We start from the raw sequence: 12,281 nt of genomic DNA on the forward strand, positions 1-12,281 counted from the left end.
CATGCTGAAAGACGAGACGATCCGACGGGTTCTGAAATTTCGGGACGACCGGGACTGGCGTCAGTTTCATACACCCAAGGATCTGGCAATTTCTCTGAATCTGGAGGCCGCGGAGCTGTTGGAAATCTTTCAGTGGAGCGGCACGGATCTGGAGTGTCGGGATAAGACGGACAAGCTTCGTGAGGAACTGGCGGACGTGCTGAGCTATTGCAATTTAATGGCGGACGTCTGTGGGCTGGACCTGGACGAGATCGTGAACGAAAAGGTCGCAAGGAACGCGGCCAAATACCCCGTGGAGAAAGCGCGGGGAAACGCGGCAAAGTACACGGAGCTGCGCTGAGCGGGAACGGTACGAAGCCGGAGAGCAGGTACGCGGTCCCCTCTGGATTTCATCGCGCGTTTTCAGAGCAGAATCGCAGAAGAACACACTAAGTCTGTTTTTAAAGGACGGTTGGGAGGAAACAACGTGAACGGTATTTTTAAAAAGATCAAGATAAATTCACTGGTGAACGCCGTTGTATACACGGTTCTCGGGCTGGTACTGATTCTCTGGCCCGTCACCTCGGCCAGCATGCTGTGTCTGGCGCTGGGAGCGGTCTTGCTGCTATGCGGGATCATCGACGTGATCCTGTTTCTCACCCATCGGGACGGCAGTCTGTATTCCGGCGGTATGCTGGTGCTGGGTATTATTCTGGCGGCGCTGGGCGCGTGGATCATTGCCAGCCCTCAGCTTGTGGCCATATTGGTGCCTAGGGTGTTCGGTGTTCTCATCTGCATCCACGGTTTGGGCGACATCGGAGACGCCGTCACACTGAACCGGGCCGCTTATCCCCGCTGGACTGCGGCGCTGATCCTGGGTCTTGTGACGCTGGCGCTGGGCGCGGTGCTGGTTTTTTACTCCTTCACTGTCCTGTCCACCATTGTGCGGATCATCGGCTTTTTCCTGCTGTACGACGGGTTGTCCGACATCTGGATCACCGCTCAGGTTTCCAAGGCTGCAAAGCAGGCGGCGAAGGATACCGAAGCTCAGGCAAATGCGGTGGATGCGGATTTTACCGAGGAAACGAAATCGAATGAATGATAAAGAGACGACCGGCGAATGCCGGTCGTCTCTTTATTTAGAACTCGCTTACTTGGAGCGCTTCAGAACTTCCACCACGAATTTCCACATCCGCTGCGTGGAGGCGATGCTCAGCCGCTCCCGCGGGGTGTGGATCTCGGTCAGGTCCGGGCCGATGGAAACGCAGTCCAGCCCCGGCATCTTGCCGGAGAACAAACCGCACTCCACGCCCGCGTGAATGGCCTCGATCTTCGGAGCCTTGCCGTACTGGTCCTTGTAGACCTCCACCATCAGGTCCCGCAGCGGGGACTCGGCGCGGTACTCCCAAGCGTCGTACTCACCGAAAACCTCCGTCTTTCCACCCAACTGCTTCGCAAGGCAGGTAAGCCGGGCCTTCAGCATTTCCTTCTGACTGCCCACACTGCTGCGCACGCAGAAGGAAGCCGTCATGGCATCTTCTTGGGTAGTGAGGATGCCCAGGTTCAAAGAGGTCTGCACCAGTCCGGCGATATCGGCGCTCATGGCATAAATGCCGTTGGGGGCACAGCTGAGGAAGCACACACAGCGGGCGGTGGAATCCGCATCCATAGGGACCTTGGCCGCCTTGCCGGAGGTCACCGTCAAAGTCACGTCCTTGTCAGTGACACGGAACTCATTCCTCAGCGCCGCGTCCAGCTGCTCCGCGGCAGCACGGGCCTTCTGCTCGTCGGCAACCAGCACGGTGGCCGTCGTCTCCCGGGGAATGGCATTGTCCTTCAATCCGCCGTTCACCGTAACAAGCCGCAGCTCGGTCACCTGACTCATGGCCAGCAGCGCGCGGCCCATCAGCAAGCTGGAGTTTCCCCGGCCCTTGTCGATCTCCTGTCCTGAGTGGCCGCCGATCAGGCCGCTCACCGTTACGGTGAGCGCCGAGCCGTCAAAATCGCTCCGCTGGACGGGGAGCGTACACCTGGTCATATTTCCCCCCGCGCAGCTGACGGTGAAGATACCCTCAGCCTCAGAGTCCATGTTCAGGAATTTCCGGCCCTTCAAAGGCGACACGTCCAGCGCATTCGCACCCAGCATGCCGATCTCCTCATCCACGGTAAACACCGCCTCAATCCGGGGATGGGCCAGATCATCCGCGTCCAGAATCGCCATAGCCATGGCCACGGCGATGCCGTCGTCGCCGCCCAGCGTAGTCCCCTTTGCCAAAACCAGATCGCCGTCCACAGCCAGATCAAGTCCCTCCTTCGCCATGTCCTTGGCGCACTCGGGAATCTCTTCGCAGACCATGTCCAAATGGCCCTGGAGGATGACCGGCTCCGCCTTCTCATATCCGGCGGTGGCTTCTTTGATGATGATGATATTGTTGGCCGCGTCCTGATGGTATTCAAGGCCCCGTTTTTTTGCAAAGTCCGCGCACCAGTCGCTGACCGCCTTTGTGTTGCCGGAGCCATGGGGGATGGCGCACATCTCCTCAAAGAATCGAAAAACCTTCTTCGGCTCCAGTTGATCCAAAACCGCCATAATTAATCATTCCTTTCATTTTTCTTATAACAAAATGGCTAAGAAGCGGAGAGCTGTTCACCGCCTCAGACGGTAGCGTCCCTTATCTGCAGACTCAATATATTGCTGGTCCAGAAGAAACTCCGTCAGCTGTTTTGTGAACTTTCGCGGGTCCTGCACCGCCGCACGGCGCCTGGACCAGAATTGACCGGCCTGTACGCCTGCCACCACAGACGCCATCTCCTTTTCGGAGATCGTCCCGTTCTTTTTGAGATACCGGATCACCTTGCCGCCGCATCTGTTCAGCAGCATCCGCTGAAGCTCCTCTCCCTGCGTCATGGACTTTTTAAGCCCCCACGCATAGAGGATGGCCCCTGCAATCGCAAACAGGACAACGCCCAGCGCAATCATGCCCTTGCTCATTGCGACGCCTTATCCCTTCCCCGGAACAGAACAAAATCATTGTTCCGCAGGATCTGGACGTACTTCACCAGACGGTCGTACAGCGGCTCGGCGTCTTGGCCGAACCGCGCCTTCATTTGCTCCGCCATCTGGCCCACGGTCCGCTCTCCGTCGATCTGCATCCAGAGGAAGCTGCCGTACCCGTCCAGATCAATATTGCTGACCCGGGGAGTGTGAAAAAACTTCTGGGCGATCTTTGCGTAGAAACCCCGGTGGATCATATGGATGGTAACGATACCGTCCTTCTCATCCCAATTATTTTTGGGATTGGCCACAGGCACGTAATCCAGATAGTTTTCCGCTTTCGTTTTAGCCATGCGCATCGCTCCTGTTTGCCCAAATCGGGCTGTATACTATGGAGTATACAGCCCGGTGGGGTTTTTCTCAAGATATATTTGTCACTTGCTCACTTGCTGGATTTCACTGCGTCCTGTTCCGCAGCCTTAGCGCCCTTCTTTGCATAGGCGTAAATCGTGTAGAGGATAACAGCGAAGCAAATCAGAGCGCCGATTCTGCCGATGCTGAACACCCCGGAGATATCCACGTTCAGTCCCACCACGGCAAACACCGCCAGAACAATGCCCACAATACCCTCGCCCGCGATCAGGCCGGAGGTATAGAGCACGCCGGACTGGACCGCGTCGTTCTTGGCCTTCTCATCGGTATACTTGCGCTTCTCCATGAACCACCGCAGCAGGCCACCGGCCATGATGGGGGTGGACAGGTAGATGGGCAGGTACAGTCCGATGGCAAAGGGCAATACGGGGATACCCAGCACCTTGACCACGATGGCGATAAATATGCCGGTGAACACCAGCGTCCAGGGCAGGTTGCCGCCCATGACGCCCTCCACCACCATCTTCATCAACATTGCCTGAGGAGCGGGCAGTTCATGAGAACCATAGCCCCAGGCAGCGCTCAGCAGATACATGATGGCGCCGATCGCGATAGCGGAGACGATGCATCCGATAATCTCGCCGATCTGCTGCTTCTTGGGAGTTGCGCCCACCAAAAATCCGGTCTTCAGATCCTGAGAGGTATCGCCCGCGATAGCCGCGATGACGCAGATGATGCCGCCGATGGTGATCGCCGCGGTCATGCCCTGAGGGCCATCCTGACCGGTGGCCTTCAGCAGCAGGGTGGAGATCAGCAGCGTAGCGATGGCCATGCCGGAGACGGGGTTGTTGGAAGAGCCGATCAAACCCACCATGCGGGAGGAAACGGTTGCGAAGAAGAAGCCGAAAATCACCACGAGGATGGCCCCAAACAGGTTCAGGGGAATCGTCGGAATCAGCCACAGGGCCACGGCTAGAACGGCCACGCCGATCATCAGGAACTTCATGGACAGGTCCTGCTCCGTGCGCAGGGTGGAAACGCCGTTCTTGCCGTATCCGCCGATGGCATCCTTAAAGGTACGCACGATCAGGGGCAGGGAGCTGATGAGGCTCATAATGCCGCCCGCCAGCACCGCGCCGGCGCCGATGTAACGAATGAACTTGCTCCAAATGGCGTCTGGGCCACCCTCCATCAGTAGGGCGCTCACCGTCTTGTCGGCCGGGAACATAATGACATCGCCGCCAAACAGGGCGATCAGAGGCATCAGGATAAACCATGCCGTCACGCCGCCGGCGAACAGGTACGAGGAGACCTTGACGCCGCATATGTAGCCCACGCCGGCCAGTGCGGGCAGCACATCCATGCCGATCCCTGCACCCTTGTAGCCGGGAATCTGATAGGCAACCTCGCTGGGGAACACCTTCAGACCGTCGGCAATGAATTTGTACCCCGCCGCAATGCCAAGACCCGCGAACACGGTGGACGCCTTCGCGCCGCCCTCCTCGCCGGCAATCAGGACCTCGGCGCAGGCCGTCCCCTCGGGATACGCCAGCGTACCGTGTTCCTTCACGATCAGGGCGGAGCGCAGGGGCACCATGAACAGTACGCCCAAAATGCCGCCCACCAGGGCAATGAGGCCGATCTCTAAGAGGGAGGGCGCATCGCACACACCCTCTTTGGCCCACATAAACAGAGCAGGCAGGGTGAAGATCGCGCCCGCGGCCACCGACTCACCGGCGGAGCCGATGGTCTGGACCATGTTGTTTTCCAGAATAGAGTCACGCTTAAGGATAAACCGGATAATGCCCATAGACAGAACCGCCGCCGGAATGGAAGCGGAAACCGTCATGCCCACGCGTAGTCCCAGATACGCGTTTGCGCCGCCGAAGACAATGGCCAAAATCGAGCCAAGAAGTACGGACACGACCGTAAATTCTGGCATAATCTTGTCCGCCGGGACGTAAGGTTGGTACTTGTTTTCTACCACTGATTTTCCCCTCTTTCACTTTAATGATTTAGCGCTTCACAGAGAAGTACACGGTCCATGCACATTCTGCATAATTATTGTACTCGTATGGAAGTCGTCCGTCAAGATATTCCAGGGCCCTGCGGTTTTTTCTTTGTTTTGCCGGAAAACCCGTTAAGAATCTGTTAAAAACGCCAAAAATGTTTTGTGGCTCAAAAATTTTACAACCAGTTTATATATAGAATTACCAAATTAAAGGGCTTCCAGCGATCTTCCACCTGCCCTGTACCAAAGTACTTCCGACGTGTCATTAAACGTATTCTGCGCTTTCTATCGGTCATGCGCTCACGGATATACTCCCCGATTTCATTTAAAGAGACATTGCCGCTCTCCACGGAATTGTGGTATAATGGTCGAAACGTGTTTTATATACCACAGAATATCTAGCCAGTTCCATCCGCGAAGCGGGTGACCGAGCGCCAAATTGTGGTCGGCGATGGGGTTACCCGTGCTGCGGGGCATCAAACCGTGCCGCCGCACTGTATCAAACGAAATACCCGCGTCCCCACAGCGGCGCGGCAAGGAGGAAATACCATGGATTATGCAAAAGAGTCCCTGCGTCTGCACGGGGAGTGGAAGGGAAAAATTGAGGTGGTAGCAACCGTACCGGTGGCCACCAGAGATGATCTGAGTCTGGCCTACACACCCGGCGTGGCGCAGCCCTGCCTGGAGATTCAGAAGGACGTCGGCAAGAGCTATGACCTGACCCGCCGCCACAATATGTGCCTGGTGGTCACCGACGGCAGTGCCGTTCTGGGGCTGGGCGACATCGGCCCGGAGGCAGGTATGCCCGTGATGGAGGGAAAATGCGTCCTGTTCAAGGCCTTTGGCAATGTGGACGCCTTCCCTCTTTGCATCAAGAGCAAGGACGTGGACGAGATCGTCAACACGATTTACCTGATCTCCGGCAGCTTTGGAGGCGTGAATCTGGAGGATATCGCCGCTCCACGGTGCTTTGAGATTGAGCGGAAGCTGAAGGAAAAATGCGATATTCCCATCTTCCACGATGACCAGCACGGAACCGCCGTCATCACCTTGGCAGGTCTTCAGAACGCGCTGAAGGTCGTGGGCAAGCAGCTGGAAAATGTCAAAATCGCCGTGAACGGCGCAGGTGCGGCGGCCATTGCCATCACAAAGCTTCTTCTTTCCGCGGGCGCGAGGGACGTGACCCTCTGTGACCGGACGGGAATCGTATACAAAGGTCGGGAGAAGGGCATGAACTGGATCAAAACTGAGATGGCGGAGGTCACGAACCCCCGCAACCTAAAGGGTTCTCTGTCGGATGCCATGCGGGGCGCAGATGTGTTTATCGGCGTGTCCGCCCCCGGCTCTGTCTCTCAGGATATGGTCCGCTCCATGGCCAAGGACCCGATCCTCTTCGCCTGCGCCAACCCCACGCCGGAAATTTTCCCCGACGAGGCCAAGGCCGCCGGAGCGCGGGTGGTTTCCACCGGCCGCAGCGACTATCCCAATCAGATTAACAATGTCTTGGCCTTCCCCGGCATTTTCCGGGGCGTGTTTGACGTCCGGGCCAGCGACATCAACGAGGAGATGAAGGTTGCCGCCGCCCAGGCACTGGCGGGCCTGATCTCCGATGAGGAGCTGAACGAGGACTACATTATTCCCGCCGCCTTTGACCCCCGAGTAGGTCCGGCGGTGGCCAAGGCCGTAGCCGAAGCGGCAAGGCGGACCGGCGTTGCCCGGATCTAAATTTCATCCACGACAGAAAAAACCGGGAGAGGCAATCGCCTCTCCCGGTTTCCAAATTCCCTGTTTGATTTTTGTCCGATGCGGACGACTCCGCATACATGCGGGGCATCAGACCCTTCGGTCTCTCTTACCGGGCGTTATAAGCCTTGATGCCGAGAGCAAGCAGCTCCATGGAGCGCTCCAGATCGGCCTGCTTCAAAACGTAAGCAAGGCGAACTTCGTCGCGTCCCTTACCGGGAGTGGCATAGAAGCCCTCGCCGGGCGCGAACATGACAGTGTCACCGTGGTCTTCAAAATGCTCCAACAGCCACTGCTGGAATGTATCGGTGTTGTCCACCGGCAGCTTTGCCATGATATAGAACGCGCCCTTGGGGCACTCGCACACCACGCCGGGGATCTTCTTCAGACCCGCCATGCAGGTGTCGCGGCGCTTCTTATACTCGTCGCGGACAGCGGCAAAGTACTCGGGTCCCACGCTGTACAGCGTGGCGGCGCCTACCTGATCCAGCGTTGCGGAGCAGAGACGGCCCTGGCAATATTTCATGGCGTGAGACATCAGTTCCTTATTGCGGGAGATCAAAACGCCCACGCGGGCGCCGCAGGCGGAGAACCGCTTGGACACGGAGTCGATCACGATGACATTATCGGCTGCATCCTCAAATTCCAGCATGGTGGCAAGCTTCTCGCCGCCATAGACAAATTCGCGGTACACCTCGTCGCCGATCACAAACAGGTTATGCTCCTTGGCGATGTCCACGATCAGCTTCATTTCGTCGTGGGTCAGGACCACGCCGGTGGGGTTGCCGGGATTGGTGACCATAATGGCGCGGGTATGCTCGTTAATCTCCGACTCAATCTTCTTGCGGTCGGCATAATAATAGCCCTCTTCCGGGGTAGTGGGAATCGGATGGATCTTGCCGCCGGTAACCCGTGTGAAGGTGTTATAGTTCGGATAGAAGGGCTCTGGGATCAGGATCTCGTCTCCGTCGTCCAAAATGCACTCCATGACCATCTCCAGCGCTTCGCTGCCGCCGGTGGCGGCCAAAATGTCGCCGGAATCCAGCTTGATGCCAAGCTTTGCATAGTAACCGCGGACAGCCTCCACAAACTCGGGAACGCCTGGAGAGGGCGCGTACGCCAGAACGGGCTGCTTAAAGTCCTTCACCGCGTCAAAAAAGACAGCAGGGGTTTCAATGTCAGGCTGGCCGATATTCAGGTGGTAGATCTTGCGTCCCTTGGCTTCCGCCGCCACCGCAAAGGGATGGAACTTCCGCATGGGGGACAAACCGCACTTTTCGATCTTGCTCGAAAACTTCATGACAGGATACCTCCTTTTTATTTTGTAAACTGCCTACGCAAATTATCTGCGCATATTGGCCCATGTTTCCATTTTAAGCGCCTTTAACTGGGTTGTCAACACTTTCCTATCGTCCGCTTCGCTCTGCAAGGCATGACATTTTGTACAATGCACTGTTCGGGTTTTCATCCCTTTATTGTATAAATCAGACAACCGTTGACAATCCGTCCCTCACTTCTCCTCCTCTGACAGTTCCTCGTCGAAAGGCGGTTCATCGGGTGTTGGTACGGCGGCGCTGGAGCCGCCCATTTGCAGTTCCTGCCACTTCTCCTTTGTAATCAGCAGCTGACGGGGCTTGGATCCCTCAAACGGTCCCACGATCCCCCGCTGCTCCATCTGGTCCACCAAGCGGGCAGCACGGGAATATCCCAATTTCAGTCGGCGCTGAAGCATGGAGACGGACGCCTGTCCGGTTTCCAGCACCACGTCCACCGCAGCGGGCAGGAGCTCGTCGCCCTCGTCCTCGACCGGTTCCGACATGGCGCCGCCTTTGCCGCCCGAGGATTTCTCCTTCTGCTGAACGTTCTCCTCGATTTTCTGCATAACCTCGTCGGAGTAGTGGGCCTCGCCGGTTTGTTTGGCAAACTCCACCACCCGCTCAATCTCCTCCGGGCTTATGAAGCAGCCCTGCACACGGGTGGGTTTTCCGGAGCCCAGCGGGAAATACAGCATATCCCCTCTGCCCACCAGCTTTTCCGCACCCTGCGTATCCAGAATGATGCGGGATTCCAGCGAGGACGCCACCGCAAAGGCGATGCGGCTGGGAATATTCGCCTTCATGATGCCGGTGATGACGTCGGCGGAAGGACGCTGCGTGGCGATGACCAAATGCATTCCGGCGGCACGGCCCATCTGAGCCACACGGCAGATGGATTCCTCCACCTCCTTCGCGGCCACCAGCATCAGATCGGCCAGCTCGTCGATGACCACCACCACAGAGGGCATGGTCGTAAGCTCCTCGCCGGTCCGTGCTAAGGCGTTATACCCCTTCAGGTCCTTCACGTTGTGCTCCGAGAAAATCTTGTACCGCTTCATCATCTCGTATACTGCCCACTGGAGCGCCCCGGCGGCTTTTTTCGGGTCCGTCACCACAGGGATCAGCAAATGCGGGATACCGTTATACGGGGCCAGCTCCACCATTTTGGGGTCCACCATGATAAAGCGCACCTTATCGGGGCCGGACTTGTACATCAGGCTGACGATCAGAGAGTTGGTACATACGGACTTACCGGAGCCGGTGGTTCCCGCTATCAACACGTGGGGCAGTTTTCCAATATCGCCCACGATGCAGTGTCCGCCGATATCCTTGCCCACAGCGAAGGACACGGAGGATTTGTGGTTTACGAATGTACCGGATTCCACCACGTCCCGGATCAGGACGGAGGACACATACTTGTTGGGCACCTCGATGCCCACCACGGAGATTTTATCGGGGATGGGCGCGATGCGGACGCCGGAGGCCCCCAGAGCCAGCGCGATATCATCCGCCAAATTGGTGATCTTGGAGAGCTTTACGCCCTGGTCCAGCACAAATTCATACCGAGTGACGGTGGGCCCGTGGACTACCTCCCCCGCCGTGGCCTCCACACCAAAGCTCTTCAGCGTCTCGCTGAGGCGGCGGGCGTTGTTCCGAAGCTCCGCCCCGGCCTCGGAAAAATCGCTGCCCGTGTTTTCGTTCAGCAATGTAACGGCCGGGAACTGATAGTCGCTTTCGCCGGACGCCATCGTGTGCGCAATCTGAGCCGTAACCTCGGCGGTGGCAGCGGCAACCTCACCCGCGGCGGATTTGGGCTTCTCGACCGCAGCCGGTGCCGGAGCAGGAATAGGCATAGGCGCGGACGGAGCTGCGGGCACCGGCACCGGGGCAACCACGGGTGCGGGCATGGAAAGCGGTTCCGGCGAAACAACCGGTGGAGCGGTCTGGACAGGCTGCGGGGCGTTCTTTGCCGCCTCCTCCGCCAAAAGCTGGTCTGGAGTGATCTGCTGGTCGGATTTCTGGCGGAAAAAGCCCTTGAGCAGGCCGGGTTTCTTCTCCGGCTCGAGCCTTTGCTCGCCGTCCAGCGGAATATCAATGACAGAGCGCGTCTCACCCCGGTTGCGGGATGCTTCGGCGGGAATGGCCGGCGCGGGGCACGGAGCTTTCTCCGGCTCCGGCTCGTACCGGACACGGTTGCGGTGCCTTTCTGCCAGTCCGCCGGGCGAGACATGGAGGGAAACCATGGCCAGCGTAATAAACAATACCACAAAAATGATGATGGAGGCCACCCGCGAAAAAGCCGTCACTGCTCCAACGGCAATCATCCCGGAGACCGCGCCGCCGGACTTGAGCGCGCCGCCGGAAATCCACAGGGACTTCAAAATGCCCTTTGCAAACTCATATCCGTCCTTGAGAAGGACCATATGGGCCAGCGCTCCGAATAAAAGCGGCGTCAGCAAAGCGCAGGTTATCCGCAAAGCCACGGGTCGCCCGTGGTGAAGCAGCAAGCCAACCCCCGCCAGCGCCAGCGCCGGACCCGCCAGCCAATAGCCATACCCGAACAGGCCCTTGAGCAGCACGGCAAACCAGTCTATAAAGACGGCGTCAATGCCGAAATAGCTCACCGCCGCGCACAGCGCCAACACAAGGCAGATGATGCCCCCCGCCTCCCTGCGGACGGGTTTTTTCGTCGGAGGAGCCGCTTTTCTCCGGCCTCCGTTGGTTTTTCTCGACGTTCCGCTCCCTTTTGTCGTGGTGCTCGCCACAGTCGTACCTCCCTATACTCGCTCTTTCGTAAAAGCTATCAATCAGGCCGTGGTATTCTTGACAAAGGTGAGAACCAGCGTCAAAAGGCCCACAGCCCAGCAGTAGTATGCAAACCAGCCGAATTTGCCCTTATCCGCAATCATTTTCAGCAGCCGGATGCAGGCATACCCCACCAGCGCGGCCACCAGAACTCCCGCCAGATAAACCGGCACCTCGCCCCATTCAATACCGGTCTCCACCGCATCCTTCAACGTCAGGATATTGGCGCCCAGCACGGCGGGAATCGACAGCAGAAAGGAAAACCGCACGGCAAATTTCCGCTCAAAGCCCACGAAGCACCCGGCAGTGATGGTGGTTCCGGAGCGGGAGATGCCCGGACAGGTGGCGACGGCCTGCCCCACGCCCACCAGAAGTACATCCAGCATCGTGGCGGTACGCTCGGATTTACGGCCCCTCCGCGCACGGTCGCTGGCAAACAGCAGGCAGCCGGTCAGGAGCAGGGCCACCGCCACAAAGTAGATGTTACTCGACAGCCCCTCGATCTGATCCTTGAAGGGCAGCACCGCAAACAGCGGCAGCGTACCCACGATGATGAGGAAAATCAGCCTCCGGGCGGAGGGAAGCGGCGTGGGCGTGGAGTGGTGGGCAATGTCGCCGATTCCTTGAAAGAGTTCGAAGACCATGGCTTTGATATCCGCCCAGTAGGCCACGAACACAGCCACCAGCGTACCCATATGTAACAATACGTCGAAAAAGTCCGGCGGGGTTCCAAACCCCGTCTGCCCCAGCATATACTCCGCGATGGCCAGATGTCCGGAGCTGGAAATGGGTAAAAATTCTGAAACGCCCTGGATAAGGCCCAGGACGATGGATGTCAGCAGTGACAAAAGCTCCACTCTCCTTTATGTACGGGAACGTTTTATTTCCGGTCTCCGCGCGAGCGGCGAGGATCGGTTGGCTCTCGGCGATGTTCCGCGTATTCTTTGATTCTATCCTTACGCGGCTCACGGAACTATTTGGAATTATACCATAGCGGTCTGTAAAATTCCAGTCATATTTACACATCCCCAGTCCGTCGAAAGTCCGCAGAAGTTTTGGG

General features: G+C 57.8%; 10 protein-coding genes. 3 read left to right on the plus strand and 7 right to left on the minus strand.

The annotated features are described in order from the left end of the window. Position 1 precedes the first annotated feature (1 nt). Together ABWQ15_RS04000 and ABWQ15_RS04005 are read left to right on the plus strand one after the other, a co-directional pair. A complete protein-coding gene (locus ABWQ15_RS04000; protein ID WP_353907535.1) occupies positions 2-340 on the plus strand; it encodes a nucleotide pyrophosphohydrolase in 339 nt (112 codons plus the stop codon). Positions 341-466: 126 nt separating this feature from the next. Further along, positions 467-1,081: an HdeD family acid-resistance protein gene (locus tag ABWQ15_RS04005; RefSeq protein WP_353907536.1), complete on the plus strand. Its 615-nt coding sequence runs from the start codon at positions 467-469 to the stop codon at positions 1,079-1,081. A 48-nt stretch (positions 1,082-1,129) separates the two neighbouring features. Here ABWQ15_RS04005 and ABWQ15_RS04010 read toward each other — a convergent pair whose 3' ends face one another. The 4 genes from ABWQ15_RS04010 to ABWQ15_RS04025 all read right to left on the minus strand — a co-directional run bounded on the left by ABWQ15_RS04010 (position 1,130) and on the right by ABWQ15_RS04025 (position 5,288). Beyond that, a complete protein-coding gene (locus tag ABWQ15_RS04010) occupies positions 1,130-2,569 on the minus strand; it encodes an aminoacyl-histidine dipeptidase (RefSeq protein WP_353907537.1) in 1,440 nt (479 codons plus the stop codon). Positions 2,570-2,626: 57 nt separating this feature from the next. Further along, a complete protein-coding gene (locus ABWQ15_RS04015) occupies positions 2,627-2,971 on the minus strand; it encodes a hypothetical protein (protein ID WP_353907538.1) in 345 nt (114 codons plus the stop codon). Then, entirely contained in the window at positions 2,968-3,327 is a 360-nt protein-coding gene (locus ABWQ15_RS04020; protein ID WP_353907539.1) for a PqqD family protein, read from the minus strand. The genes ABWQ15_RS04015 and ABWQ15_RS04020 overlap by 4 nt, the downstream gene beginning before the upstream one ends. Positions 3,328-3,416: 89 nt before the next feature. Beyond that, positions 3,417-5,288, minus strand: a complete 1,872-nt coding sequence (locus ABWQ15_RS04025) for an OPT family oligopeptide transporter (protein WP_502919107.1) — start codon at positions 5,286-5,288, stop codon at positions 3,417-3,419. A gap of 618 nt (positions 5,289-5,906) precedes the next feature. Here ABWQ15_RS04025 and ABWQ15_RS04030 point away from each other — a divergent pair. After that, a complete protein-coding gene (locus tag ABWQ15_RS04030) occupies positions 5,907-7,082 on the plus strand; it encodes an NAD(P)-dependent malic enzyme (RefSeq protein ID WP_353907541.1) in 1,176 nt (391 codons plus the stop codon). A 127-nt stretch (positions 7,083-7,209) separates the two neighbouring features. On the opposite strand, the gene ABWQ15_RS04035 is transcribed toward ABWQ15_RS04030, so the two are convergent. The 3 genes from ABWQ15_RS04035 to ABWQ15_RS04045 form a co-directional block, all read right to left on the minus strand. Beyond that, a complete protein-coding gene (locus ABWQ15_RS04035) occupies positions 7,210-8,400 on the minus strand; it encodes a pyridoxal phosphate-dependent aminotransferase (protein ID WP_353907542.1) in 1,191 nt (396 codons plus the stop codon). Between the two features lie 210 nt (positions 8,401-8,610). Continuing rightward, a complete protein-coding gene (locus ABWQ15_RS04040) occupies positions 8,611-11,181 on the minus strand; it encodes an FtsK/SpoIIIE family DNA translocase (RefSeq protein ID WP_353907543.1) in 2,571 nt (856 codons plus the stop codon). 42 nt (positions 11,182-11,223) lie between these two features. Further along, positions 11,224-12,078 carry an undecaprenyl-diphosphate phosphatase gene (locus ABWQ15_RS04045; RefSeq protein WP_353907544.1) on the minus strand — a complete coding sequence of 285 codons (855 nt, stop codon included), beginning with the start codon at positions 12,076-12,078 and terminating at the stop codon, positions 11,224-11,226. Between the last annotated feature and the right edge of the window lie 203 nt (positions 12,079-12,281).

It is taken from the genome of Oscillibacter sp., from assembly GCF_040505565.1.
Taxonomy (GTDB): Bacteria; Bacillota; Clostridia; order Oscillospirales; family Oscillospiraceae; genus Oscillibacter.

What these genes read in the sequence shown, in the direction of transcription:
- ABWQ15_RS04000 (WP_353907535.1), top strand. Translation starts at nt 2, where the DNA reads ATGCTGAAAGACGAGACGATCCGACGGGTTCTGAAATTTCGGGACGAC.
- ABWQ15_RS04015 (WP_353907538.1), bottom strand. Translation starts at nt 2,971, where the DNA reads ATGAGCAAGGGCATGATTGCGCTGGGCGTTGTCCTGTTTGCGATTGCA.
- ABWQ15_RS04020 (WP_353907539.1), bottom strand. Translation starts at nt 3,327, where the DNA reads ATGGCTAAAACGAAAGCGGAAAACTATCTGGATTACGTGCCTGTGGCC.
- ABWQ15_RS04030 (WP_353907541.1), top strand. Translation starts at nt 5,907, where the DNA reads ATGGATTATGCAAAAGAGTCCCTGCGTCTGCACGGGGAGTGGAAGGGA.
- ABWQ15_RS04025 (WP_502919107.1), bottom strand. Translation starts at nt 5,288, where the DNA reads ATGCCAGAATTTACGGTCGTGTCCGTACTTCTTGGCTCGATTTTGGCC.
- ABWQ15_RS04010 (WP_353907537.1), bottom strand. Translation starts at nt 2,569, where the DNA reads ATGGCGGTTTTGGATCAACTGGAGCCGAAGAAGGTTTTTCGATTCTTT.
- ABWQ15_RS04035 (WP_353907542.1), bottom strand. Translation starts at nt 8,400, where the DNA reads ATGAAGTTTTCGAGCAAGATCGAAAAGTGCGGTTTGTCCCCCATGCGG.